Below are 25,702 nucleotides of genomic sequence, written 5' to 3' on the forward strand. Positions count from 1 at the left end.
TTATTAATGTGAGGTGTGTGTATGTATATAGATATATTAATTATAATATCTGCATTTGTTGGAAGCATCCTATCTGGGCTCTTTGGTGGGGGGGCGGGCTTGATTTTTACACCTACAATTTATTTATTTTTATCTTATACCAACCCAAATTCCAGTTATATCATGCAAACTAGCATCACAACGATGATAGCTTCTTTAATGATATCTGGTCTAGTTGCTATTGTTAAACATCACAAATACAAACATATTGATTGGAATGTTCTAAAATGGTCTGCTCCACTAATTATAATGGGGTCAATACTAGGTTGTTTTACTATAACTGTTGCTTCAAGTCAATCGGTTATATATATCTTTTCTTTAGCAACAATAATTTTGGCGATTAGGTCAACACGAAAATTAATTTCTAATAATCCACAAAATAATACAAATAGAGATCTTGGTTGGTCATTCCGTTATATTGGTGGTTTTTTACTAGGATTAATATCAACTTTATCCGGATCAGCTTCATTTGCTGTTCCTTATTATGAGAGCATCGGTTTAAATATTAAAAAATCAATAGGGACAACAACTGTTGTAGTCTGGTTGTATTCTGTATTTGTACTAATATTTATGATATCACTCGGTCTAAATAAAAATAATTTACCACCTGGAAATATAGGTTTTTTAAATTATAATTACCTCTGGTTATTCATAATACCAACAATACCAGGAGCATTGTTAGGCGCAAAATTAGCCAATGTTCTTCCGGAAAGAAAGCTAAGAATTTCCTTTACAGCACTATTGTATTTTATTGGATTAAGTATGTTATTTTCATAATGCATCTACTTTTGATAACCTGTAAGCTTGGGCATTAGCAAACCTATATATAATTGCAACAAGGTGAGAGTGTATGTTTTTGGTCATATGTTTTAAATTAAATATTGATAAACGTATACTCCCACCCTAAAATTGTTGTGGTTTAATAATTCTTGACATCTCACAAGCTTGCTATTTTGATTAATATCAATGTGAGATATCAACATGAAACTGAAAAAATACGCCGATTTTTCTCCTATCCTGGCTATTATAAAGACATCTATACCCGCTTAACTTGAAGATGCAGGTTTCAGGATTTGAAAATTATCATTTAATCGGCAAACGAGTTCCCCGGCTTTTTCTCGGAGAGTAACATTAAAAAAGTGATGAATAGCGTCACGGAAGACCTGAGAGTTTTCGAAGTAGACATTGTTACGGACCTGCTCATTCATGAACTTCCATAATCGTTCAATCGGATTCAGGTTAGGACTGTAAGGGGGCAGATAATGCAACTCAATAATGAGGACAAACGACATATCTTCGGCTAAACAGGATAGGTTCTTCCTGACCCACCGAGTCTTTTAGGGCTTGATAAGCTTCAATAAATTGTTGCTGTTTGTTGGCATCGAATTTATACGGAATCCCCGTTGTTTTTTTGTCGCTAAATCCCTGACGGTGAAGCCATTTAGTCATACCGGGAACGGTGAAAGTCATCTACCAACGCGCCCAGACATAGGCCACAATCTCGGCAGTCGTGTGCAACAAATTGCTCGTCAAATAGTCGATCAGTTCTGCGGTTTGTTCGGCGGACAGATGGCTTTCAGAGCCGCCGTTTCAGGTGCTAACTTTTTCTGACTGAAGTAGTCTTGCAGGTGACGATTCACCGTACTTTCGTGAATACGCAAAGCCTGAACAATCATCTGAGCCGACCAGCCCTCAGAAGCCAAAAGAACCGCTTTAATACGGTCACAAACCCGCTTGTCACGACAAGTGTCATGCATTAACTCAAGGGCTTGTTTTTGTGTTGGCGTCAGATGAATTTTCATGTCATTTAGCCTGGTTTGAGTTGAGTCAAAAATCAAGCATCTTCTTATATACTAATAGATTACGACTCACTACAGAGACTGATAAAATTCAATAACGCAGCACTATAATAGTGTTAGTTAAATTACAGCGTTAAAAATTAAAATATAGAACTCTCCCATTTAAACTGACACAGCAATTTTATACAAAAATAAGAAACCATTTCATCAAGCAACGTCCTTATGAGCTTGTTGCAAATTATCTAATAAATAAGCCAATATAGGTGTAATGTTTGAAAATCTCACAGCAGCAGCAAGTAAGCTAATCCCTGGAAATATAGACAGTTATGTGACTGGTTCAGGTGAACACAGCCAACTACGCCGCGATTTGAAAGATGAAGGACATACATAATCAGATAAGTTTCAGTTGATAATTGGGCAATCATTTATGGCAAAACAGGAAAATGTAAAAGAATACACCAATTTTTTTCATCTTAAAGAATTCGGTGGATTGGAAATGCTTAAGGCAAGCTACCATAAGCAGGTTTTCTCCCGTCATGTCCATGAAACTTTTTGTATAGGTGTTATAGAAGAAGGGGCACAACGTTTCCACCGTACAGGCACAGAACATATCGCTCCCAAAGGCGATATTATTCTGGTTAATGCAGATGAAATTCATACTGGTTCTTCCGCGGGAGTGGCAGGCTGGTCATATCAGGCAATCTATCCATCACCTGATTTACTGCTTTCATTATCACGTGATTTAAAACATGCTGATGGCGCTATCCCTTGGTTTCCCTCTGCTGTCGTGCATGATCCCGGCTTGGCCGAACAATTACGCATGACTTTTGATATATTGGCACAAAATAGCAATATGTTGCTTAAGGAAACAATGCTGCTATCTTCACTTTCCTGGTTGATAATGCGGCATAGTCAGACGCGTATTACAACACAAGAGCTGCCTTCCGCTGAACGACAAATATTTATGACCAAAAAATATATTGATGCTTATGCAGAAAATGATATTTCTCTCAGTCAATTGGCAGAGATGGCTCAGCTTAGTCAATGGCATTTTCTACGGCAGTTTAAGAAAACCATCGGCGTCACTCCCCATGTTTACCTGATTTTTGCCCGTTTACGCATGGCGAGAAGGTTGTTATTGGCTGGCCACTCCATACTTAATACAGCTATCCGCTGCGGATTTTCTGATCAAAGCCATTTCAATCGTCATTTTAAACATGCACTGGGTATTACTCCCGGCATATTTGTACGCTCCCTTCAAACACCTTAGTCAGCATCTTTTATTAACCTATTTGGTCAGTATTTTACCATATCCTGACAACATATTTTTTTATCGCAATTTTATTCAATACTCCTGCACTCTCTATTCGTAAGCTGATTCATCTACAACTATTTTTTATCTTACTGATATGGCTTTTGTTATGGAAAAATCATTAACTGATACAGAAACTGTCGCCCAGCCAGCCATTCCATCTTGGCGAAGTTTTTTGTCTGGCATGTATCATATGTTACCACTTTGCCTGTCAGTTATTCCCTGGGGGATCCTTGCTGGCTCGGTTGCCGTACAATCAGGATTAACGCTGGGGCAAAGCATCGGCATGTCAGCCATCCTGTTTGCAGGAGCTGCACAATTAGTTACGCTTGGGTTACTGGCATCTGGTGCCAGTGTATTCACTATTATTATTTCGGTCTTTTTTATCACAGCCCAACATTTTCTCTATGGTTTAACTTTACGGGAATATGTTGCTGTCTTAAAAGCTCGCTATCGATTACCCATTGGCTTTTTGCTCACTGATGAGTTGTTTGCGCTAAGTTGCGCTCAACAAAATAAATCCTCTTTAACTCCTAGTTACTTAATTGGGGCAGGATTGTGTTTTTATCTATGCTGGAATCTCTTTAGTTTACTGGGGATCGTAATGGCTTCCACCATTCCCGATCTGGCGAAATATCATCTGGATTTTTCAATTGTTGCCACATTCATTACTATCGTCATTCCGATGATTAAAAAAATCAGCATATTTTGTGGTGTCTGTTTTTCATTGACTTTGTCCATGCTGTTATCTTATTTACATGTTGAAGGCGCAATTATCATTGCGGGTGTCAGTGGCATGTTCTTTTCTGTACTTATCGCCAAACTGGCTAAGGAGTCAACATGAGCTGGACCTTGATTTTTGTTTTAGCCAGCATTGTATTTTTTAACCGGTATATTTTTCTAGAACCTAAAATGCCGGTAAAGTTACCTAGAATATTAAATGAATCCCTAAAATATTCCGCACCTTGCTTACTTATTGCAATATGTGGCCCTATTATTTTAATGGAACAAGGAGAATTAAGAGAATTCACTAATAATCCTTATTTATGGGGAGCATTACTAACCACTATTTTTGCTTTTTTTATCCGAAACCTCGTCGTATGTGTCATTATCAGCCTAATCGCGTTTTATATCTTATCCGCTATTTTATAGATAGGAGGACATAATGAAGACAGGCATTGATTTTTATAGTGAGTCTACTACCATCCGGAATACATACAAAATATTACCCTTTCAAGGATTATGGAGTTGGTTAACAGGAAAAGATATTCCTAACAGGAAATCATTATGGAAATCTAGTTCTATTGAAATGATATGTTGGTCTATTAGTTGGGTTGTGGTCGGCACTCTAGTTATTTATTTCGCACTTAATAGTGAATTGACGTTACCTGTTAAAATTATAATTTATTTAATTGGTGTATTATTTTCCACTTCAGGTGCCAGATATATTGTTGCAACTATCATTCACCAAGGTGTACATGGAAATTTACTCTCAACTCAAACACGCAATAAAATTATATGTGAAATTTTATCTACAATATTAATAACCCAGCCTTATAGTTCATACCGTCAATTCCATATCTATGAGCATCATGGCAAAGATTTTTCAACAATAGAAGATAAGGATCTCGCAGCAATATATAAATTGGGATTTACGCCTGGAAAGTCAAAAAAACAACTCTACCTTAATTTACTTTTAACCCTATTCAGCCCCTATTTTCATTTGTCATACCTTTATGGCCGGATTAAATCCAACTTAATAGGCGTTCCTGTTTACCGATTCATCATGACAATCACTCAGTTTCTATTTTTGGGTTACCTGGCTTGGTTTATTGGTATCATACCTTTTGTGCTGTTTATCATCGTTCCTTACGTGATTGTGTATCAAATAGCGTCACTATTACATTTAATAACTGAACATGTTTGGTTATTACGTCAGAAGAAAGAAACTGTTCGTGATAGCCATATTAATAACTCTCTAGGGCGTTTCTGTGGCTCACCTTGTCCCAAAAGTTTTGCATTAAGATATTGGCTATCTTGGATAATATGGGCTATCAAACACTTATTCTATCATTTACCTGTTCGAATGCTGGTATTGCAAGGTTCACTGATTTGTCACGACTGGCATCACCGCACAAGTAGCATTAAAGAATGGTATGACTACACAGTATTAAGGGAAGCTAACGCAGAAAAACTGGCCAAAGAAGGTAAATATGACTACATTGAGTTCTGGGGTTTCCACAACTGCCTGAATTACGTGTTAACAATGATCAGTAATGCCGAACCTGTAGAAGTTAGCAATTTGAAATACCGACTTAATTAAAAACATTTTATATTAAAAAATATTATTGCATACACTATGAAAAGAAAGTTGTTAATTCTATACTATTTCCATTAAAAATTATGGGTTATCATTTAATGCGAAAATCATAAGGTCTACCATAATCGACTTATTTATTCATGGTAGACCTTTAATATCTTGGAAAGAATATTAATTAAAATAAATTTAATTAACCTCTTTCACCTCAACTCTCAATTCTTTTGGCACTTCAAAGACAATATTCTCTTCACGGCCATGCAGTTCGGTGACGGTATCCGCGCCAAAGGCCTTCAAACGTTCAATAACCTGCTGAACTAAAATATCCGGCGCCGATGCTCCCGCAGTTACGCCAATGGCGTTCACACCTTTGATCCACTCTGATTTGATATCATCCGCCGAATCAATCAAATAAGCAGGTTTACCTACCCGCTGTGCTAGTTCAGCCAGACGGTTTGAATTTGATGAATTTTTCGAGCCTACCACCAAGACCACATCGGCACCTGATGCCAAGTCACGAACTGCTTCCTGACGGTTAGTCGTGGCATAACAGATATCATCTTTACGTGGGCCAACAATGTTCGGAAAACGTGCATTCAGCGCATCGATCACTTCTGATGTGTCATCCACAGAAAGCGTCGTCTGAGTCATAAAGCAGAGGTTATTTTCATCCTTAACCTGCAGTTTCCACACATCTGCCGGTGATTCCACCAGATACATGCCGCCTTCAGGGTTATTGTATTGCCCCATCGTGCCTTCCACTTCAGGATGGCCTGCGTGACCGATCAGAATCGCTTCTTTGCCTTTGCGACTCGCCCGTGCCACTTCCATATGTACTTTTGTCACCAGTGGACAAGTGGCATCAAACAGCATAGTTAAATTACGGGAGCGGGCTTCCGCACGAATAGCCTGAGAAACACCATGTGCTGAGAAGATCAGGATCGCACCATCAGGGACTTCTGCAATGTCTTCAATGAAAATAGCGCCACGTTCCCTGAGATTGTCAACCACATAGCGATTGTGAACCACTTCATGACGAACATAAATCGGTGCGCCATACAGTTCCAACGCACGCTCAACGATGCTGATGGCACGATCAACACCGGCACAGAAACCACGGGGATTAGCCAGCAATATTTGCATGATTTTCCTCCAACTGAGGGTCAATCTCCAGCACTTCAATGTCAAAAGTGATGTTTTGGTCAGCCAGCGGATGGTTAAAATCAACGATGATGGAACCTTCAGCCACTTCTTTGACTAAACCCGGCATTTCACTGCCATTCATGGCAGTAAATAGCATGATGGTTCCCACTTCAGGAATGCCGGCATCGGCAAAATCACGGGGTGTAAAATATTGCACCAAATCAGGATTGGGTTTGCCGAAAATGGCTTCTCCCGCCAGCGTGAATTGATGTTTATCACCCACTTTCAAGCCAAGAAGCTGCTGTTCCAATGGCTCAGAGAGGCTACCATCACCCAAGCGGAATAACGCAGGCTTACCTTGACTGTAAGTCGAGTCTGCCGTTGAGCCATCATCCAGCTTTAATGTGAAGTGTAATAAAACTGCACTGTGCACTTGCACCTGCGTTGACATATTGCTCACACCTATTACTCAAAAAATGATTGCACATATACCCGTTGAAACTGATTGGGTATAGATGAAATTATCAGCCCCAGTACCATTGACCGGGGCTGATTTCTTATTGTGATTTCGATGCTGTTTTCTTGTCATCCGGGCTGATAAAGCTCTCTATGATGATGAAAGCTGCCCCGATACAGATCGCAGAGTCTGCAATATTAAAAGTAGGCCAGTGCCATTCCCCGACGTAAAAGTCGATGAAATCGACAACAAAGCCATGTACCAGCCGATCGAACAAATTCCCCAATGCCCCACCAATCACCAAGGCGTAAGCAGCATTACTCAGTTTCTGCTTGGCACTAGAGCGGTACATCATCACCAGCAGTACAGCAGAGATGATGATAGCCACCAATGCAAAGAACCAGCGCTGCCAGCCGCCCTTATCAGCGAGAAAACTGAATGCAGCCCCCGGATTCTGAGCATAAGTCAGATTGAAATAAGGTATCAATGGTGTGGATTCATACAGTGTGAAATTCTGCAACACTAACTGTTTGCTTCCTAAATCCAGTATCAATACCACTACAACCAGCCAAAGCCAGCGAAGACCAGTGGAACAAATGGGTTTATTCATCAGGCAAATTTACGCTCTTCACCGTTACCGGCAACGTTAGTCACACAGCGGCCGCAAAGTTCTGCATGTTCCGCCACCAACCCCACATTTTTAGCATAGTGCCAGCAACGTGGGCATTTCTCTCCATCCGCTTTGCGGAAAGCAACTTTCAAGCCTTTAAGTTCACTCTGCTGTGCATCGTCACCTGCTGCGGCATAAGTGGCAACTTCAACCTGAGAAGTCAGCAGAACAAAACGCAATTCGTCAGATAGTTTGTTGAGTTTTCCTGCCAATGCTTCGTCAGCATAGAGGGTAACTGCGGCTTCCAGTGAACTGCGGATATGTTTATCAGCACGAGCCTGTTCCAGAACCTTGTTCACTTCACCACGTACTTCCAGCAATTCAGCCCAGAAAGTATCGTTCATATCTGCGCCATCTTCCAGACCAAACAGCCCGTCGTACCACTCTTCAGTAAAGACATACTGGGCGCGGTTGCCCGGCAGTTCATTCCAGACTTCATCAGCGGTGAAGGAAAGGATCGGCGCCATCCAGCGCACCAGTGCTTCTGCAATATGGTACAGGGCGCTCTGGCAGCTACGACGAGCCAGACCATCGCTCTTCGCGGTGTATTGGCGGTCTTTAATGATATCCAGATAGAATGAACCCATTTCTACGGAGCAGAACTGCATCAAACGTTGGACGACGGAGTGGAAATCATATTCGTCATAGCATTTGAGGATATCAGCCTGTGCTGCCTGAGCACGACCCACTGCCCAACGATCCAGCGCGACCATATCTTCCGCTTTCACCATATGTTGTTCCGGGTCAAAACCATTCAGGTTTGCCAGCAGGAAACGAGCGGTATTACGAATACGGCGGTACGCATCGGCAGAGCGTTTCAGGATTTCGTCAGAAACCGCGATTTCACCAGAATAGTCAGTGGATGCCACCCACAGACGCAGAATATCCGCACCCAGTTTATTCATCACATCTTGCGGGCTGACGGTATTACCGATGGATTTGGACATTTTGCGTCCCTGTTCATCCACGGTGAACCCATGAGTCAGAACTTGACGGTAAGGTGCCTTGCCCTTAATCGCTGTAGACAACATTAATGAGGACATGAACCAGCCACGGTGCTGATCGGAGCCTTCCAGATAGATATCTGCTGAGTTGCCGTGAAATTCTGGACGAGCATCTACAACAGAGGAGTGAGTACTTCCTGAATCAAACCAAACATCCAGCGTATCCGGTGCCTTCACGTAATCAGCGGCGTCAGCACCCAGTAATTCTGCGGTGTCCAGATCCCACCATGCTTGAATACCATCGACTTCAACACGCTTGGCAACTTCTTCGATCAACTCTTGTGTACGTGGGTGCAACTCCTGCGTTTCTTTGTGCAGGAACAGGGACATTGGTACGCCCCATGTACGCTGACGGGAGATACACCAATCCGGACGATTTTCTACCATTGATTCAATACGTGCCTGCCCCCAGCCCGGTATCCACTCAACGCCTTTGATCTCTTTCAGTGATTGTTCACGCAGACCGTTCTGATCCATGCTGATGAACCACTGTGGAGTCGCACGGAAGATGATCGGTTTTTTGTGACGCCAGCAGCAAGGGTAGCTGTGCTGTAATTTTGCCACATTCAGCAGAGCGCCTTTTTCTTGCAGCAGTTCAACGATAATATCGTTCGCCTTGAAGACAAATACGCCATCCAGTGAAGGATAAGTACCAGAGATATAGCAGCCATTCGGCCCGACTGGGTTCGCAATTTCAAGGCCATATTTCAGGCTGATGGAGTAGTCGTCCGGGCCGTGACCACCCGCAGTATGTACCGCACCTGTACCTGCTTCAAGCGTAACGTGATCGCCCAGAATTGCAGGAACGTCGAAGCCCATGAATGGGTGGTTGAAGCGCAGTAGTTCCAGATCCGCACCAGTACAGTCACTCAGCACTTGCCATGAAGTCATGCCCGCACGCTGCATGACGGATTCAACCAATTCGGCCGCCAGGATCAGGCATTCGTCTTCTATTTTGACCAACTGATAAGTAATTTCAGCATTCAGCGAAATAGCGCGGTTAGCTGGCAATGTCCACGGTGTGGTTGTCCAGATAACCAGAGAGATCGGCAGGCCAAGCGACTGTATATCAAATTTGGCATACACCGCATCCGCATCAACAGCCTTGAAGCGAACGTCAATGGAAGGCGAAGTTCTGTCGTAATATTCAACTTCGGCTTCTGCAAGGGAGGAGCCACAGTCAGTACACCAATGAACGGGTTTAACGCCTTTCAGCAAATGACCGTTACCGATGATACGACCCAGCGCACGAATGATATCGGCTTCGGTTTTGAAATCCATTGTCAGATAAGGTTTATCCCAGTCGCCCAGAACCCCCAGACGCATGAAACCCGCTCTTTGTACTTCGACCTGGCTCATTGCATATTTGCGGCACTCAGCACGGAATTCAGCGGCGGAAAATTTTTCCCCCGGCTTGCCAATAATCTGCTCAACCTTGAGCTCAATTGGCAAACCGTGGCAGTCCCAACCAGGAATATAAGGCGAATCGTAGCCTGACAACCCTTTGGACTTAATAACAATATCTTTGAGAATTTTATTGACTGAGTGACCAATATGAATATCGCCGTTTGCATAGGGAGGGCCATCATGCAAAATAAATGTTTTTTTACCAGATTTAGCTTTTCTAATCGCCTGATACAAACCTTCTTTGTACCAACGTTTCAACATATCTGGTTCGCGCTTGGCTAAATCCCCGCGCATCGGGAACCCTGTTTCCGGTAGGTTCAGGGTGTCTTTATAGTCACTCATTATAGATTCTCAGTTCCAATTTTCCGCTAGATACATGACTCGGATCGCTGCAAAAGATAATCCCTTGCAGCAACCACATCATTTGCGATTTGCTGTTTAAGCGCATCAAGCGAAGCAAACCGCTGTTCATCACGCAATTTTTTGCGTAATACCACATCAATATGACGCCCATACAGATCCATTTGGGTATCAATCAAATGCACTTCAAGTTGCTGGCCCAGACCCGAAACTGTGGGTCGATTACCAATATTAGCGACACCCGGTAAGGGGTTATCGCCCAATCCATAAACTTCCACAGCATAAACACCCTTTACAGGGGCAACCAGACGTTTCAACGGTAAGTTTGCCGTAGGAAACCCAATTGTACGTCCCAAGCGGTTACCGTGAACGACTCTGCCACTTATGCTGTAAGGATGCCCCAATAATGTTTCTGCCAACGCCAGATCATCATCTTGCAGCGCCTGACGAATAGCGGTACTGCTGATCCGCAGACCGCTGTCACAGAAACTGTCTGTGCTGGCAACATCAAAACCGTATTGTTTACCCGCTTGTTGTAAATAGTGAAAATCTCCGAGGCGATTTTTGCCAAAACGGAAATCATCCCCTATTGCCAGAAACTTAACACCCAGTTTTTCCACGAGCAGCCGTGAAACAAAGGCTTCAGGTGAATTAGTTGCGAAATTTCGGTCAAATTTCACACATAACAGATAATCAACGCCATACTGGGATAGATATCTTATTTTATCTCTCAGCCGTGTCAGGCGGGCTGGCGCTTTATCGACAGCAAAAACTTCCAATGGCTGCGGTTCGAAAATCATGACCATCGTCGGTAACCCGGAACGCAGCCCTTCTTGTTTCAAATGTTTCAATAAAGCCTGGTGCCCGCGATGGACACCATCAAAATTACCAATCGTCAGCACGCAACCATGGTGACGCGCCCGGATATTGTGTACACCGCGAATTAGCTCCATAGCTGGCTCAATACCGTGGAAATTGCCGGATTATACCTTGTACAGCGCACAAGGTTAACCCACGATCACAAAGGGTTTTTAATTAATAACCTGATTCTTACAATAAAAACAGGCCAGATGCCCGAAAAATATTTAATTTATCTCACTTCTTAGTGATTCATTGAGTTTTTTGTTGCGAAAGACTGTATTCCCTTTCAGTAAGCTGATAAAATCCTGCCCCATCACAACGTAATCAGCGTCGCTGTACAACGGCGCTTATTTACACAAATCCATTGACAAAAGAAGGCTGAACATGCATATTTCTCGGCCTTTGAATTGTCCTCGCTAGAATATATTTGGGAGTTGGACCTTGGCTAATATCAAATCAGCTAAGAAACGCGCCATACAGTCAGAGAAACGCCGTCAGCACAATGCAAGCCGTCGTTCTATGGTGCGTACTTTTATCAAGAAAGTATACGTAGCTATCGCTTCTGGCGATAAAGAAGCTGCACAGAAAGCATTCAATGACATGCAACCAATTGTTGATCGTCATTCCTGCAAGGGTCTGATCCACAAAAATAAAGCAGCACGTCATAAATCTGCTCTGGCAGCGCAAATCAAAGCAATGTAATTATTGTTTTTGATCATGCTGAAAAAACCGGCCTAGTGCCGGTTTTTTTGTGCCTGTAGTTTTAAGTTTCAGTGATATTTTTTGAGGGGTGCATTGAATAATGCAGAAAAATCCTTGTTACAAACTCGTTGAACAGCCGGATGCTGAATCATGCGCTCAGCAAAAATGACATAATATTCTTCCTGCACGGCATCCAATCGACCAATTTCAACAATATCGCTATCAACGAAGATGTCACTGGCATAGAAAGAAGGCGCAATGAAAATAGCGTTGTGATACATGCCAAACGCTTTCATCAGCGCAGCATCATCGAATTCACCTAGCACTTCAACTTGCAGGTTTTTATTGCGTATCCATGTCAGAAGTTTCCTGCCCAGCATCGAACGGCGACCGGGGATCAGTAAACGGCGCTCTTCCAGACATTCTGGAAACGGTTTTTCTGGGATCGGCTGACGGCAGTAAAAGCTGACGCTGCATTCGCCCAGTTTCACTGAGAACAGCCCTTCTTGCTGAGAAGAGTCAACCGGGCAATCTGACAGGATCATATCGAGCTTATGCTGGCTCAGTTGCTCGAGCAGCATTTCATGGGTTGATTCAAAACAGCGCAGGTGGATTTTCTCATGCTCCACGACTGTGGTTTCCAGCACTTTGCTGACTAAGCGCTTGGACAACGCATCTGCTACACCCACATCAAACAGCAGGTTTGATTCTCGGCTGTAAGTGACGATATCCAGCATTTCGTGACTGAGCATAAACATTTTATCTGCATAACGAAAAACCAATTGCCCCAACTCAGACGGAACCAATCCTCTCCCTTGACGCTTGAACAACTTTCCACTCAGACGTTCTTCCAAAGCCTTAATCTGACCAGTAATGGTCTGTGGCGTCAGGTATAACGCCTCTGCTGCTCCAACAACGGAACCTTCCTTGCAGACATGCCAAAAATAATAAAGGTGGTTAAAGTTTAAATGTGAAACCCGCATATATTTTTATCCTAAATTAATCTATTCATCTGCGTTTGGCGATGTTTTCTCTTCGGCAAAAGTATATTCAATAGCCCATAACCAATGACAGCTGCGGCTGTTGAGCCAATCAATATGCCCAAGCGGGAGTAAGTACTGAAAGCGTCATTTAAACCTTCAAATGCCAGGCCAGAAATAAAGATAGACATAGTAAAACCGATCCCACACAGTACCGAGACGGCAAAGATCTGCCTCAGATCAATTTTCTCCGGTAATTTGGCAACACCCAGTTTTACTGAGATCCAGCTAAACAGAAAAATACCCAGAGGCTTGCCAATAAACAGACCAAGTGCAATCCCCACTGGCAACATCCCCGTTAACCCGTTCAATGTTACCCCCTGTAACGAGACCCCCGCATTGGCAAAAGCAAATAATGGCAGGATTAAATAAGCTACCCACGGATGCAAACCATGCTCAAGGGATTCAGAAGGTGAATGACCTTTTTTGCAGCGCAAAGGGATCATGAACCCAACAATGACGCCAGCTAATGTTGCATGAACACCGGATTTCAGGATACAAACCCACAAAACAGCACCGACCACCAGATAAGCAGATGTTTTAGCTATTCCGCGCCAGTTCATCCAAACCAGAAGCGCTATCATTGCTCCTGCTAGGCCGAGAGCGATTAACGAAACGGTTTTGGTGTAAAACAGGGCGATAATAATGATGACACCCAAGTCATCCATAATCGCCAGAGCAAGCAAAAAGACTTTTAATGCTGTTGGCACACGTTTTCCCAGCAGTGCCATGACACCCAGCGCAAATGCAATATCTGTAGCGGCGGGGATAGCCCAACCCTGCCGAGTGATTTCATCACCACCGTTAAACAACAGGTAGACCAGAGCCGGTGCGATCATGCCTCCAACTGCGGCAATCGCAGGGAAAACGGCTTTGTCACGGCCAGCCAGCGAACCTTCCATTAATTCTCGCTTAACTTCCAAGCCGACAATCAGGAAAAATACGGCCATTAAGCCATCATTGATCCAGAGCAACAGCGGTTTGTTAATTTCCAATGCGGCAAATTGTACCGCAACCGGAAGGTTGAGAAATTGGTGGTAGATACCCTGCAATGGCGTATTCGCCATAACCAGTGCAACAATCGCAGCAATAATGAGAATAATTCCTCCTGCTGCTTCTAACTTTAAAAACTGGCGAATGATTGCAGTCATGGATAGATAACCTATGAAGTTAATTAGGGCGCTCATGTTATGACAGTCATGACTTCGGAAAAAATCGATTATTTATGCGATATGAGTCGGTATAATCGAATTATAACATTGAGAAAGTAACATTTTTTCTGTGATGGGTATATTGATATAAGCATCAAAAGCTGTTTTTATCATCAATCCATTAACGTAATGACTAAAATATAGCCATGACAACTTTCCTATTATTATCTGTACTTGCTGCCGCCTTGTTACATGCTAGTTGGAATGCTTTAGTCAAAATCAGTGCTGATCGATTCTTGGGTATTTCAATTATCGTCTTTTTTGCCGGTCTGATTTCGACATCCGGATTGTTCTGGGTTGGATTACCCACACCCGCCTCTCTACCGTGGTTAATACTATCTTCCATCCTGCATATTGGTTATTGCCTGTTTCTGAGCCGTTCTTATGCCACAGGAGATTTAAGCCAGGTATATCCCATCGCCAGAGGGTGTGCACCGCTAATTACCGTCTTATTGAGTTGGATAATATTGCAGGAAGTATTACCGCCCTTTGCCAGGTTGGGCGTCAGTTTAATTATCGCAGGGGTTATTTTGATCGCATTTCCTCACGGTAAGAAATCCATCCAGATGGATCGCAGGACATTAATCGCAGCACTTACAACCTCAATATTTACTGCCTGCTATACCTTGTCTGATGGGATTGGCTCCCGTGCCAGTGATAACGCCTTAACCTATATCTTGTGGTTATTCGCTATTCATGGCTGGTCAATGGGCGTGATTATTTATTTCAAATACCGGAAAACGGCCGGACAAAACGTCCGTCAATACTGGAAACAAGGGTTATTAGGTGGGCTAATGCAGTTGTTGAGCTATGGTATTGTCATTTGGGCGATGAGTCATGCTTCTATTGTGATGGTAGCCGCACTACGTGAGACTAGCGTACTGTTTGCAGTGCTATTGCCTGTCTTTATTCTGCAGGAGCCATTTAGCAAAATACGATTATTGGCCTGTCTTGTGATTGTGGCTGGGGTTATTTGTACTAAGTTAGAGTGAGAAGTTCAAGTAATATAAATGAGAACTCAATCTGACTGCAGAATGATATAGCCAAATCCCTTAAATCAGATTGAGTGTCGCTCAATATCTTAAAACCATAAGCAGCTATTGAGAATCATTCGTTGTCCTTTGACTTGTTCGTAAAAGATAAAATATTTGTATGATCCCCCCGATAACGGCAATTCCACCTGCGGCAACAGCTAGAATCCATATTGGAATACTCAATGAAAGTAACAATCCTCCGATAGCGGCACCAATAGCACTACCAAGATAAAGTGCAGACTCATTCAATGCTACCGCTAAATTTCCATCTCCCTGCTTCTCACGGGTACTAATCAACTCATTATTTTGTGGAACTTGTAATGCCCACCCTAAAGCTCCCCATAATGCAATTGGCAACATAACCAACCACTGATTTATTTCAGCGAACAATGGGAGTAATAATAATGAAATGGCGAGTAATACCATGATAATCAATGTCAGTAATGGGCCTTTAATCCGATCTACAATTGGCCCAATCAGGAAGCTACCAATAACCCCGCCAATTCCCCATACCCATAAATAAGTGGTTACAGAAACATTCACGTTATAACTTGGCTCTGAAATTAATGGCGCAATGAATGTATACATTCCCAAACTGGATATTGCAGCCAAAAGGGAAACTAACAAAATCATTAAGACATTACCATCAGCTAAAATAGCTATTTTTCTTTTCAGAGGAATGTGTGAAGTATCGGGCAAGGCAGGAAGCTTTAAAGCCAATCCAATAAATGATGCCAATCCCAATAAACTTATCAGCCATAGTGCTGCCTGCCAGCCTGCATAATTAGCTAAAATAAGACTAAGGGGCACACCTAATACCACCCCACTTGCCATGCCTCCCATAATAATGGCGATAGATTTACCCTGATTATTGCGTTCTGAAAGGGCTGCTGAAGCTGCAATTCCCATAGCCAGATAAACTCCAGCACCAATGCCTGCAATAGCCCTGAATATTAATAACATGTGAAAATTACTGCTTAATGCACTGGCAGCATTGGCCACAAAGAAAATGACAAGTGCTAACAAAAGCCCTTGCCTCTGCTTATTCATGGGTAGCACTGCAACAAATAATGGAGAACCCAACCCATACGCCAGTGTAAAAGCAGTCACTAACTGTGCAGCCATAGCAACAGATACGGAAAAAGATGTTTCAATCAAAGGGATCAAGCCAGCCGTTACGTATGAAGCCATACCAAGGGCAAATGCACCAATGGCAATAAGATATACGGAAAAACTACTGTTTGAGTGCATATTCAGACCTCAACGAATTTCATTATGCCAAGAGAAACCATTGCTGCTTTTAAAAGTATAAGAACAGCATGAGTGCCTGCTAAAAATTTAACTCAACTTTGTATTCTTTTAGCCAACTATTCAGCCCAACCGCGAGTTCCATTCCCATACGGGAATACATAGGTGAATTTGAACCAACAGAAAAACTGAGTTTTTCACTAACAAGTTTTTGATCCAAAAGTGGGCGAACAGGTGCTTGATTATCCAACATGATCTCAGACATGGTGTTACGCAAAGCATTTTCATAGGCAGGGTCTTGAGTCGATGGATAAGGACTTTTGACACGTTTAGAAATTGATGCTGGTAAAATGTCACGGGTAGCTGCCCGCAATATACTTTTCTCCCGCCCATCAAACGATTTCATGTTCCAAGGAATGTTAAATGCATATTCAACTAAACGATGGTCACAAAATGGTACTCTTACTTCTAAACCAACAGCCATGCTCATTCGATCTTTACGATCCAGCAATGTCTGCACAAAACGAGTCAAGTTAACATAGCTTATTTGACGCATTCTTTTATCAATATCACTCTCTCCTGATAATAATGGTGTTTCTGCTAAAGCCTGAGCATAGTTGTCTTTTAAAAATTCATTCATTTTCAATTTATTAAGTAGATTTAGGCTAAAAAGAGGCTTACCATCAAAATACTTACCTGTAACAGAAGTTAACCAAGGATATGTATTGGCATTAATGGATTCGGGATCATGAAACCACCGATACCCGCCAAATACTTCATCTGCGGATTCGCCCGAAAGAGCAACTTTTGAATGTTTACGAACTTCTTCAAATAGCCGATACAATGAAGGCCACATGTCTCCCCAAAAAGCAGGAGGGAAATCTAACGCCCGAATAACTTTCATTCTTAAATCATTATCAGCCAGTTCACTGCTATTCAAAATTATCTCGTTATGATTGGATTTAATCATACTGACCAAGTCGTGAACGAATGGCGCATCTGGCGTTCCTCGTACTGAATCGACGACAAATTGACTACCATGATCAGCAAAATCAATAGAAAAAGAATTAATGTTTTCTTTTTGGCTCTCAAGTAATTTTTTAGACGCCAATGCCGTAATAATGGAAGAATCAAGGCCTCCAGATAAAAGGCTGCAAATCGGTACATCAGACAAAATTTGTTTTTCAACAATATCTTCCAGTAAATCACGAGTATGAGAAATGGTTTTTCCGAGTGAATCAGTATGTTCTATGGCCTCAAGTTTCCAATAACGGCGCTGATTAACTCCCTGACGATTAAAGATGATAATTTCACCTGGCAGAATTTCCCGCATACCATCAAAAATAGCATGACCAGGTGTTTTGACCATCTCAAGTATTTCTCTTAGACCCTCTTCGGAAACTCTAGCCGATACAATCGGGTTAGCTAAAATAGCTTTGGGTTCAGAACCAAAAATAACACCATCACCTGTTTGGTAATAATAGAGAGGTTTTACCCCCATACGATCACGAACAAGAATTAAAGATTGTTGATGAATATCCCAAATAGCAAAGGCATACATCCCATTAAGTTTTTCTGCAAAATCAATGCCCCATTCAATATAAGCTCTGAGCACAACTTCAGTATCACTTAAAGTAGAGAAGTGATGTCCTCTATACTCCAATTCAATACGCAATTCTTTGAAGTTATAGACCTCCCCACTATACGTAATAACCACAATTTCTTTGTTGCTCTTGTATTTAGCAGTCATTGGTTGACGCCCCCCTTCTAAATCAATAATTGAAAGGCGTCGATGACCTAAAGCAACAGGGCCGTCAATCCATATACCTTGTGCATCAGGACCACGATTAGACATAGTATCAGTCATCTTCTGAATAATATTGCGATGACCTTCCATATGTTGATTATATGATAACCAGCCTGTTATTCCACACATCACATATCTCCACTTAGGTATTAACCTTAACCAAGGCTCTCAAAATTACTGTCTTCAGATTGAATAATTCTCTCTTTGCCCCGAATATAATTAGCCGACACGATATTTATTGAATTTGAATGTATTTCATTAAGTTTCTGCTGGAGTATTTTTGCTGTTTCTACTCCAGCAAAAGGTTGAGATGGCTCTTTTCCATTAACAACAAATTGAAGAACCTGCTCACAAAGTGTTGACAGTTTGCCTATAGCATCTAATTCATCCGAATAATATTCTGGAGTAACTTTAACTTCATATAGTATTTCTTTTTTTCCAACATTGTCTTGTATCCATACTTGAAGATGATCACTATCCCAGTATGGCGTATCAAAAATAATACGTGCATGGATTAGTTTATTTTTTATGTCATTAAAAGAGAAATCGACAGTACGTTGCCTAACGACATTCACAAAACTGCTATAACCTACCACCACCGCTTTTCCCATACTGGCCGTGATCAGAGCAGTATCTATAATATCATCCCCTGAAATGGAAAAATCAGAGCACGTAGCTGAAGATGATGCTATTTTTAATTCTCCTTCATGGGGACAAATCCATTCCATAAGATCTAAAGCATGAATAATTTCACTAGTAACACCACATGTCGGGCGATAATCATTAATTCTATTTTTTCCCCAGTAAAAACTTGCTCTGATGAGAGACCAATTATTTTCTTTAACAAGAATTCTTAGTTTTTCCGTTGCCTTGGAATAACGTTCAACAAGATTCAATACAAAGCCATGACAAGCTGATAGTGCAGAACATGCCTCTTCAAGATTATCACTAGCGGTGATAAATGGTTTTTCACAAATAATAAATCCTAGATAATCACGCAGTTTTTTTATAACTTCAAAGTGATCAATATCATTGACACTAACAATAATAATTTCTGGTGAAAAATAAATCAGCGCGTCTGAGATTGTTTCAAAATAAACTAAATGACTTTGTTTACGTTTTCTACCCACATATGCTAAATTTATTTCGACTTCTGGATATTTCCTTGAAAGAGATTCAAAGGTACGTTGATAACGCTTACCCGCATACCCCAATCCAACGATTAGAATATTCATGGAGACTCACTCATATAATAAAAAGTATTTTCATCACTTTTTAAAAAACCAACTGATGTATAAAATATTTCAGAATTTACTGTTGATTGTAAAGTGATTTTTTTTATTTCTAATGTCAAGAACCACATAAGTAACTGCTGTATCAATTTTGTACCTATCCCACTGCGTTGCAGCTCTGGTAATACAACCATCGATTGAATCCACCCAGATAACCCATTCAAACAATCCTGTGCTGGTGCTCTATGATCAATGATTCCTGTTACGCACCCATATAATCTTTTATCGTTATGGTTTTCAGCAACTAAAATATTTATCCATTCTTTTCTATTGAGATTATCCATTAACCAATTGCGATAGTTTTTTTTCCAAACTTTCTGTTCTTCCAATGTATGACTTGAATAACAATAATGAGTATCATCAAGTAATCGACTACGCAATAATATAAGTTCTTCGATATCCTTTAATTCTGCCTTGCGTATTGTATGGGATAATTTTTTCATTTTTCAATTTCTTATTTTTTAGTCTTATTAATAAAAGGATAAATATTTAAATATTGAAAAACCTCTTGTACTGCATCTGCAAGTTGTTCAATTTGCTCTAGAGTATGATTGGGTGTTACATTAATTCTGAAACGTTCTGTACCTATCGGTACTGATGGATAGTTAATAGGCTGTATATAAATACTATGGACTTGCAAAAGTCGTTCGGCTGCATTCCGACAGTCTTGTGCATTTCCAATCATGACAGGAAGAATATGTGTTTGAGAACCAGCCATTAAAGGAATATTTTTCTCTTTAAATAAGACTCTGATACGAGATGTGTTAAGGTATAATTGTTCTCTGAGATAATTATTTTCTTTTATATATCTAATACTTGCCAGACAACCAGCGGTAACGCTGGGAGGTAAAGATGTTGTGAATATAAATCCTGTTGAAAAAGATCTTATTGAATCAATGAATTCATTGCTGGAAGCAATGTACCCACCTATTATTCCTATCGATTTCGCCATTGTTCCTTGAATAATATCAATTTGTTCAGAAATATTTCTTTCTGCTGCAATACCAGCTCCTTCAGGGCCATATATACCAACAGCATGTACTTCATCAAGGTAAGTTAATGAATTATATTTTTTTGCCAAAGATATTATTTCTTCAACAGGAGAAATATCCCCATCCATTGAATAGACTGATTCGAATATAATAATTTTAGGTCTATTATATGGATATTTTTTTAAAATTTGTTCAAGGTGTTCTATGTCATTGTGCTGGAATATTTCTCTATTATTTTTGGTTGCACGAATACCATTCACAATAGATGCATGATTTAGTTCATCACTAATCACGACTAATTCAGGAAACAACCGCAGTAAGCATTGTATTGTTGCATCATTAGATGTAAACCCCGTAGGAAAAACTAAAGCGGCTTCTTTTTTATGCCATTGTGCTAATTCTGATTCAAGATGCTCATACATTTCATAAGAGCCACTTATATTTCGTGATCCTCCCGAACCAGCACCATAACGGTCAATCGCTTTGTGCATCTCTTGCAGAACCGTGTCATTTTCTGACATACCTAAATAATCGTTGCTACACCAAACTACAACAGATTTATTTTTTTCACTCCGTAATTGAGCCAGAGGATATTGTCCACATATCCGATTAAGGTAAGTGAAATTACGATATTGACCCGATAATTTTAATTTCTCTAGTTTATCACGTAAATATTTCTGGTACATATGTTACCCTCATAACAGTATTGATATAATTTATTGGTTTTTTTGTTAACAAAATTCATATCACTACTTCAAATATCATTTTATTACTAAAAATAATTGATACAATTTAATTAAATATACTATTAGTAAAGGTATTAGAATGAGCATCAATAAAGCCCCACCTAGGGCACGGCCTGAGTTAGAAGAGTTTCTACGTTCTAAGAGAGAAAAAATACAGCCAGAAGAAGTTGGTTTAAGTGCAGGAAAAAGGCGAAGAACCCCAGGGTTAAGGAGGGAGGAAGTAGCGGCTTTAGCTGGTGTGGGATTAGTTTGGTATACGTGGTTGGAGCAAGGAAGAGAGATTAATGTTTCAACTACATTTTTAGATAATCTTTCCAACGTATTGAAATTGAATGAATCAGAAAAACAGCATCTGTATTTGCTGGTACAACAGAGACTTCCCGCTGAATTAGGGCAAACTGTATATCATGTTCCTCCTTTGATTAACCAGCTGTTAGATGATCTACCTACACGTCCCAGTTATATTTTAAATTTAAGATGGGATGTATTAGCTTGGAACCAAGCGGCAGATTGGTTATTTCATTTTTCTGAGCATGAATCACAATCACGAAATTTATTATGGTTATTATTTACAGATGATAAAGTAAAGTCACTCATCAAGCCATATCAAGAGCAAGTCACACATATGGTGAATAGTTTTAGACGAGATTACGTCAAAGCACCAAAAAATAAACAAATGTTATGTTTAATTAATAGGCTTAAAGAAATTTCATCTGAATTTAATAAGTTATGGAATCATTATGATATCTATGGCCCTTGTAATGGTGTGAGATCTTTTTTTATTGATGAGATAGGCTCTCTGGAGTTCGAGTATTACTCGCTGATTGTAGATGTAAATCAGAATCTTAGAATGATTTATTATGCGATAAAAGAAGAAAGCCAAAATGAAATACTCAATAACTGGATTATTTCACAAAAAATAAATAATAAAAATCCACTGCAATAACAGTGGATTTTATCGAGTATAACGACTTTCCCTTCGTTTTTATCAGGTCAGTATACAGCCTAAAAAGGTAATCAAGGGAACTTTTATCAGCGATCTGAAAAATACGCTAAATTACTTAGTCAGATCATCAAAAAACTTCTTCACGCCATCGATGAAAGTCTTGGAGCGTGGGCTATTGGTTTCGCCACTCTTGCCGCCCAAAGATTCACCCAGCTTGCGCAGTAAGTCTTTCTGTTCGTCGTTCAGCTTCACCGGTGTTTCTACCACGACACGGCACAGTAAATCGCCCTGAGCGCCGCCACGGACGGATTTCACGCCCTTGCCTTTCATGCGGAACAATTTACCCGTCTGAGTTTCCGCAGGGATTTTCAGGCTGACACGGCCATCAAGGGTTGGGACTTCAAGTTCGCCGCCCAGTGCCGCAGTTGCGAAGTTAATCGGTACTTCGCAGTAAAGGTTGCTGCCATCACGCTCGAAGATATGATGCGCCTTGACCTGAACCTGAACATACAAATCACCTGCTGGTGCACCGTGTTCACCTGCTTCACCTTCACCACCCAAGCGAATGCGATCACCGGTATCGACGCCTGCTGGAATTTTAACGGACAGGGTTTTGTATTTCTCAACACGGCCATGCCCATGGCATTTGCCACAAGGCGTTTTGATGACTTTTCCACGTCCATGACACTGAGGACACGGCTGCTGAACCGTAAAGAACCCTTGGCGCATATGCACTTGGCCTGCACCCTGACAGGTTGAGCAGGTTTCTGGGCTGGTGCCCGCTTTTGCACCACTGCCATGACAGGTATCACAGGATTCCAGAGTTGGAATGCGGATCTCTTTGGTCACACCACGGACAGCTTCTTCCAGTGTCAAGTCCATATTGTAACGCAGGTCAGAGCCACGGCTAGGGCGCTGCTGACGACGGCCACCACCGAAGATATCCCCGAAAACGTCACCAAAGACATCGCTAAAATCAGCCCCGCCACCGAAACCGCCTGCTCCACCACCCATACCACCTTGTTCAAAGGCAGCATGACCATATTGGTCATAAGCAGCGCGCTTCTGTGCATCCGTCAGGATTTCATACGCTTCTTTAATTTCTTTGAATTTACTTTCTGCTTCTTTATCACCCTGATTGCGATCAGGGTGAAATTTCATCGCCAGCCGCTTATAGGCCTTTTTTATCTCTTTCTCTTCTGTGGTTTTGGAAATGCCCAAAACCTCGTAATAATCTTTTTTTGCCATTGTTTTGTTTACCCTTGACACGCACACACGGGCGTAGAGTTACCTCAACGCCCGTGTCAGTTAACAAGTAACAGGCGCCCTGTTACTTTGCCCGCTAAGGGCTATTATTTTTTGTCTTTAACTTCTTCGAATTCAGCGTCTACAACGTCGTCATCTTTTTTCGCGGTGCCCGCTTCAGCAGCACCTTCCTGAGCCTGTTGCTGTGCGATTTCCAGAAGTTTCTTAGAAGCTTCAACCAGTGCCTGAATCTTCGCTTCGGTTTCAGCTTTGTCTTCGCCTTTTACAGCAACTTCCAGCTCAGAAACGGCTTTCTCGATCCCTGCTTTGTCATCCGCAGTCAGTTTGTCGCCTGCTTCTTCAACTTGCTTGCGAGTACCGTGAATCAGCTGATCCGCTTGGTTACGAATTTGCACCAATTCTTCAAACTTACGGTCAGCTTCTGCGTTCGCTTCTGCATCACGTACCATCTGCTGGATTTCTTCTTCGTTCAGACCAGAAGATGCCTTGATGGTGATTTTTTGCTCACGACCAGAGTTTTTGTCTTTCGCAGAAACATGCAGGATACCGTCAGCATCGATGTCGAAAGTCACTTCGACCTGTGGCATACCACGAGGTGCTGGCTGAATACCATCCAAGTTGAATTGACCCAGAGATTTGTTATCACCGGAACGCTTACGCTCACCCTGCAATACATGGATCGTTACCGCAGACTGATTGTCTTCTGCAGTAGAGAACACTTGGCTGTGCTTGGTTGGGATAGTGGTGTTCTTCGTGATCAGCGCAGTCATCACGCCGCCCATGGTTTCGATACCCAGAGACAGTGGCGTTACGTCCAGCAGCAGAACATCTTTCACTTCACCTGACAGTACACCGCCCTGAACAGCCGCACCCATTGCAACGGCTTCGTCTGGGTTGACGTCTTTACGCGGCTCTTTGCCGAAGAAGTCTGCAACCGTTTTCTGCACCATTGGCATACGGGTCTGACCACCAACCAGAATCACGTCTTGGATGTCAGATACAGACAGGCCAGCATCGTTCAGGGCGACTTTCAGCGGCTCCATGGAACGCTTAACCAAATCTTCAACCAGTGATTCCAGTTTTGCACGAGTCACTTTGACGTTCATGTGCTTAGGACCCGTCGCATCCGCAGTGATGTATGGCAGGTTCACGTCTGTCTGCTGTGCAGAAGAAAGCTCGATTTTCGCTTTTTCTGCGGCTTCTTTCAGACGCTGCATTGCCAGTGGATCGTTACGCAGATCGAAGCCTTGCTCTTTCTTGAACTCATCTACCAGATAGTTGATCAAACGGCTGTCGAAGTCTTCACCACCCAAGTGGGTATCACCGTTGGTTGCCAAAACTTCATACGTTTTTTCACCGTCAACTTCGTCGATTTCGATGATAGAGATATCAAAAGTACCGCCACCCAAGTCATAAACTGCGATGGTGCGGTTACCGACTTCTTTGTCCATACCGTAGGCCAGCGCTGCTGCCGTTGGTTCGTTGATGATACGCTTAACTTCCAGACCAGCAATACGGCCAGCATCTTTGGTCGCCTGACGCTGTGCATCGTTGAAGTAGGCAGGAACGGTAATAACCGCTTCTGTTACTGGCTCACCCAGATAGTCTTCTGCTGTTTTCTTCATTTTTTTCAGAACTTCAGCAGAAATCTGAGGAGGGGCTATTTTCTGATCTTTAACTTCCAGCCATGCGTCGCCATTGTCTGCGCCAATGATTTTATATGGCATGATAGAAACGTCACGCTGAACTTCTTCGTCCTGAAAACGACGGCCAATCAAACGCTTGATGGCGAACAATGTGTTTTGCGGGTTAGTTACAGCCTGACGTTTAGCTGGTTGACCAACCAGAGTTTCACCATCCTGAGTATACGCGATGATAGAAGGTGTGGTGCGATCACCTTCGCTGTTTTCAAGCACACGAGCAGTTGTGCCGTCCATAATTGCTACACAAGAGTTGGTAGTTCCCAAGTCGATACCAATGATTTTACCCATCTAAACGCCTCCACAAAGAATTCATATATAAGTCAAGTTACTTAACAATATGAGGACG

22 protein-coding genes and 1 pseudogene are annotated in these 25,702 nt (G+C 41.8%); 8 read left to right on the forward strand and 15 right to left on the reverse strand.

What is annotated here, in order from left to right:
- Positions 1-21: 21 nt before the first annotated feature.
- Positions 22-816: a sulfite exporter TauE/SafE family protein gene (locus NXS07_RS03290; RefSeq protein WP_238125086.1), complete on the forward strand. Its 795-nt coding sequence runs from the start codon at positions 22-24 to the stop codon at positions 814-816.
- Positions 817-1,085: 269 nt separating this feature from the next.
- Here NXS07_RS03290 and NXS07_RS03295 read toward each other — a convergent pair.
- Positions 1,086-1,841 (reverse strand): annotated as a pseudogene (locus NXS07_RS03295) (winged helix-turn-helix domain-containing protein).
- Between the two features lie 424 nt (positions 1,842-2,265).
- On the opposite strand from NXS07_RS03295, the gene NXS07_RS03300 reads away from it, so the two are divergent.
- The 4 genes from NXS07_RS03300 (at position 2,266) to NXS07_RS03315 (ending at position 5,473) form a co-directional block, all read left to right on the forward strand.
- Positions 2,266-3,108 carry an AraC family transcriptional regulator gene (locus tag NXS07_RS03300; protein ID WP_258086166.1) on the forward strand — a complete coding sequence of 281 codons (843 nt, stop codon included), beginning with the start codon at positions 2,266-2,268 and terminating at the stop codon, positions 3,106-3,108.
- Between the two features lie 226 nt (positions 3,109-3,334).
- On the forward strand, positions 3,335-3,994 hold the full coding sequence (locus NXS07_RS03305) for an AzlC family ABC transporter permease (RefSeq protein WP_434464054.1): 660 nt from the start codon (positions 3,335-3,337) through the stop codon (positions 3,992-3,994).
- Positions 3,991-4,302, forward strand: a complete 312-nt coding sequence (locus NXS07_RS03310) for an AzlD domain-containing protein (RefSeq protein ID WP_038205073.1) — start codon at positions 3,991-3,993, stop codon at positions 4,300-4,302. Before NXS07_RS03305 ends, NXS07_RS03310 begins: the two co-directional genes overlap by 4 nt.
- Before the next feature lie 13 nt (positions 4,303-4,315).
- Positions 4,316-5,473, forward strand: coding sequence for a fatty acid desaturase (locus NXS07_RS03315; protein WP_230579651.1), 1,158 nt, complete (start codon positions 4,316-4,318; stop codon positions 5,471-5,473).
- Between the two features lie 183 nt (positions 5,474-5,656).
- Here NXS07_RS03315 and ispH read toward each other — a convergent pair whose 3' ends face one another.
- The 5 genes from ispH to ribF form a co-directional block, all read right to left on the reverse strand.
- Positions 5,657-6,610 (reverse strand): 4-hydroxy-3-methylbut-2-enyl diphosphate reductase, encoded by a 954-nt coding sequence (gene ispH, locus NXS07_RS03320; RefSeq protein WP_038258012.1) that lies wholly within the window; start codon positions 6,608-6,610, stop codon positions 5,657-5,659.
- On the reverse strand, positions 6,591-7,061 hold the full coding sequence (gene fkpB, locus NXS07_RS03325; protein ID WP_258086168.1) for an FKBP-type peptidyl-prolyl cis-trans isomerase: 471 nt from the start codon (positions 7,059-7,061) through the stop codon (positions 6,591-6,593). The genes ispH and fkpB overlap by 20 nt, the downstream gene beginning before the upstream one ends.
- Positions 7,062-7,167: 106 nt before the next feature.
- Positions 7,168-7,677 carry a signal peptidase II gene (lspA, locus tag NXS07_RS03330; RefSeq protein ID WP_012988225.1) on the reverse strand — a complete coding sequence of 170 codons (510 nt, stop codon included), beginning with the start codon at positions 7,675-7,677 and terminating at the stop codon, positions 7,168-7,170.
- Positions 7,677-10,490 carry an isoleucine--tRNA ligase gene (gene ileS / locus NXS07_RS03335; RefSeq protein WP_258086169.1) on the reverse strand — a complete coding sequence of 938 codons (2,814 nt, stop codon included), beginning with the start codon at positions 10,488-10,490 and terminating at the stop codon, positions 7,677-7,679. The genes lspA and ileS overlap by 1 nt, the downstream gene beginning before the upstream one ends.
- 26 nt (positions 10,491-10,516) lie before the next feature.
- Positions 10,517-11,461, reverse strand: a complete 945-nt coding sequence (gene ribF / locus NXS07_RS03340) for a bifunctional riboflavin kinase/FAD synthetase (protein WP_038205089.1) — start codon at positions 11,459-11,461, stop codon at positions 10,517-10,519.
- Positions 11,462-11,810: 349 nt separating this feature from the next.
- On the opposite strand from ribF, the gene rpsT reads away from it, so the two are divergent.
- A complete protein-coding gene (gene rpsT / locus NXS07_RS03345) occupies positions 11,811-12,071 on the forward strand; it encodes a 30S ribosomal protein S20 (RefSeq protein WP_038197938.1) in 261 nt (86 codons plus the stop codon).
- 68 nt (positions 12,072-12,139) lie between these two features.
- Here rpsT and nhaR read toward each other — a convergent pair whose 3' ends face one another.
- Together nhaR and nhaA are read right to left on the reverse strand one after the other, a co-directional pair.
- Positions 12,140-13,054, reverse strand: a complete 915-nt coding sequence (gene nhaR / locus NXS07_RS03350; protein WP_038205092.1) for a transcriptional activator NhaR — start codon at positions 13,052-13,054, stop codon at positions 12,140-12,142.
- 11 nt (positions 13,055-13,065) lie between these two features.
- On the reverse strand, positions 13,066-14,262 hold the full coding sequence (nhaA, locus tag NXS07_RS03355) for a Na+/H+ antiporter NhaA (RefSeq protein ID WP_038197942.1): 1,197 nt from the start codon (positions 14,260-14,262) through the stop codon (positions 13,066-13,068).
- 206 nt (positions 14,263-14,468) lie between these two features.
- On the opposite strand from nhaA, the gene NXS07_RS03360 reads away from it, so the two are divergent.
- Positions 14,469-15,314, forward strand: coding sequence for an EamA family transporter (locus NXS07_RS03360; RefSeq protein ID WP_258086170.1), 846 nt, complete (start codon positions 14,469-14,471; stop codon positions 15,312-15,314).
- Positions 15,315-15,419: 105 nt separating this feature from the next.
- Here NXS07_RS03360 and NXS07_RS03365 read toward each other — a convergent pair whose 3' ends face one another.
- The 5 genes from NXS07_RS03365 to hemA form a co-directional block, all read right to left on the reverse strand.
- Positions 15,420-16,607, reverse strand: coding sequence for an MFS transporter (locus tag NXS07_RS03365; protein ID WP_258086171.1), 1,188 nt, complete (start codon positions 16,605-16,607; stop codon positions 15,420-15,422).
- Positions 16,608-16,686: 79 nt separating this feature from the next.
- Complete coding sequence (gene asnB / locus NXS07_RS03370; protein WP_038225040.1) at positions 16,687-18,540, reverse strand: asparagine synthase (glutamine-hydrolyzing); 1,854 nt, start codon at positions 18,538-18,540, stop codon at positions 16,687-16,689.
- A gap of 26 nt (positions 18,541-18,566) precedes the next feature.
- A complete protein-coding gene (locus NXS07_RS03375; RefSeq protein ID WP_258086172.1) occupies positions 18,567-19,646 on the reverse strand; it encodes a Gfo/Idh/MocA family oxidoreductase in 1,080 nt (359 codons plus the stop codon).
- Entirely contained in the window at positions 19,643-20,146 is a 504-nt protein-coding gene (locus NXS07_RS03380) for a GNAT family N-acetyltransferase (protein ID WP_038225035.1), read from the reverse strand. Before NXS07_RS03380 ends, NXS07_RS03375 begins: the two co-directional genes overlap by 4 nt.
- Before the next feature lie 11 nt (positions 20,147-20,157).
- A complete protein-coding gene (gene hemA / locus NXS07_RS03385; RefSeq protein WP_258086173.1) occupies positions 20,158-21,381 on the reverse strand; it encodes a 5-aminolevulinate synthase in 1,224 nt (407 codons plus the stop codon).
- A gap of 139 nt (positions 21,382-21,520) precedes the next feature.
- On the opposite strand from hemA, the gene NXS07_RS03390 reads away from it, so the two are divergent.
- Complete coding sequence (locus NXS07_RS03390) at positions 21,521-22,387, forward strand: helix-turn-helix transcriptional regulator (protein WP_238125077.1); 867 nt, start codon at positions 21,521-21,523, stop codon at positions 22,385-22,387.
- Between the two features lie 111 nt (positions 22,388-22,498).
- Here the strand turns inward: NXS07_RS03390 and dnaJ are convergent, their stop codons facing one another.
- Complete coding sequence (dnaJ, locus tag NXS07_RS03395) at positions 22,499-23,635, reverse strand: molecular chaperone DnaJ (protein WP_038205101.1); 1,137 nt, start codon at positions 23,633-23,635, stop codon at positions 22,499-22,501.
- A gap of 104 nt (positions 23,636-23,739) precedes the next feature.
- Positions 23,740-25,644 (reverse strand): molecular chaperone DnaK, encoded by a 1,905-nt coding sequence (gene dnaK / locus NXS07_RS03400; protein ID WP_012988239.1) that lies wholly within the window; start codon positions 25,642-25,644, stop codon positions 23,740-23,742.
- Between the last annotated feature and the right edge of the window lie 58 nt (positions 25,645-25,702).

The sequence above is a fragment of the Xenorhabdus bovienii genome (genome assembly GCF_024721015.1).
GTDB lineage: Bacteria > Pseudomonadota > Gammaproteobacteria > Enterobacterales > Enterobacteriaceae > Xenorhabdus > Xenorhabdus bovienii.

Bases quoted from the DNA above. Each gene is read 5' to 3' on its own strand.
- NXS07_RS03290 (WP_238125086.1), top strand. From the start codon at position 22: ATGTATATAGATATATTAATTATAATATCTGCATTTGTTGGAAGCATC.
- NXS07_RS03300 (WP_258086166.1), top strand. From the start codon at position 2,266: ATGGCAAAACAGGAAAATGTAAAAGAATACACCAATTTTTTTCATCTT.
- NXS07_RS03305 (WP_434464054.1), top strand. From the start codon at position 3,335: ATGTATCATATGTTACCACTTTGCCTGTCAGTTATTCCCTGGGGGATC.
- NXS07_RS03310 (WP_038205073.1), top strand. From the start codon at position 3,991: ATGAGCTGGACCTTGATTTTTGTTTTAGCCAGCATTGTATTTTTTAAC.
- NXS07_RS03315 (WP_230579651.1), top strand. From the start codon at position 4,316: ATGAAGACAGGCATTGATTTTTATAGTGAGTCTACTACCATCCGGAAT.
- ispH (WP_038258012.1), bottom strand. From the start codon at position 6,610: ATGCAAATATTGCTGGCTAATCCCCGTGGTTTCTGTGCCGGTGTTGAT.
- fkpB (WP_258086168.1), bottom strand. From the start codon at position 7,061: ATGTCAACGCAGGTGCAAGTGCACAGTGCAGTTTTATTACACTTCACA.
- lspA (WP_012988225.1), bottom strand. From the start codon at position 7,677: ATGAATAAACCCATTTGTTCCACTGGTCTTCGCTGGCTTTGGCTGGTT.
- ileS (WP_258086169.1), bottom strand. From the start codon at position 10,490: ATGAGTGACTATAAAGACACCCTGAACCTACCGGAAACAGGGTTCCCG.
- ribF (WP_038205089.1), bottom strand. From the start codon at position 11,461: ATGGAGCTAATTCGCGGTGTACACAATATCCGGGCGCGTCACCATGGT.
- nhaR (WP_038205092.1), bottom strand. From the start codon at position 13,054: ATGCGGGTTTCACATTTAAACTTTAACCACCTTTATTATTTTTGGCAT.
- nhaA (WP_038197942.1), bottom strand. From the start codon at position 14,262: ATGACTGCAATCATTCGCCAGTTTTTAAAGTTAGAAGCAGCAGGAGGA.
- NXS07_RS03360 (WP_258086170.1), top strand. From the start codon at position 14,469: ATGACAACTTTCCTATTATTATCTGTACTTGCTGCCGCCTTGTTACAT.
- NXS07_RS03365 (WP_258086171.1), bottom strand. From the start codon at position 16,607: ATGCACTCAAACAGTAGTTTTTCCGTATATCTTATTGCCATTGGTGCA.
- asnB (WP_038225040.1), bottom strand. From the start codon at position 18,540: ATGTGTGGAATAACAGGCTGGTTATCATATAATCAACATATGGAAGGT.
- NXS07_RS03375 (WP_258086172.1), bottom strand. From the start codon at position 19,646: ATGAATATTCTAATCGTTGGATTGGGGTATGCGGGTAAGCGTTATCAA.
- NXS07_RS03380 (WP_038225035.1), bottom strand. From the start codon at position 20,146: ATGAAAAAATTATCCCATACAATACGCAAGGCAGAATTAAAGGATATC.
- hemA (WP_258086173.1), bottom strand. From the start codon at position 21,381: ATGTACCAGAAATATTTACGTGATAAACTAGAGAAATTAAAATTATCG.
- NXS07_RS03390 (WP_238125077.1), top strand. From the start codon at position 21,521: ATGAGCATCAATAAAGCCCCACCTAGGGCACGGCCTGAGTTAGAAGAG.
- dnaJ (WP_038205101.1), bottom strand. From the start codon at position 23,635: ATGGCAAAAAAAGATTATTACGAGGTTTTGGGCATTTCCAAAACCACA.
- dnaK (WP_012988239.1), bottom strand. From the start codon at position 25,644: ATGGGTAAAATCATTGGTATCGACTTGGGAACTACCAACTCTTGTGTA.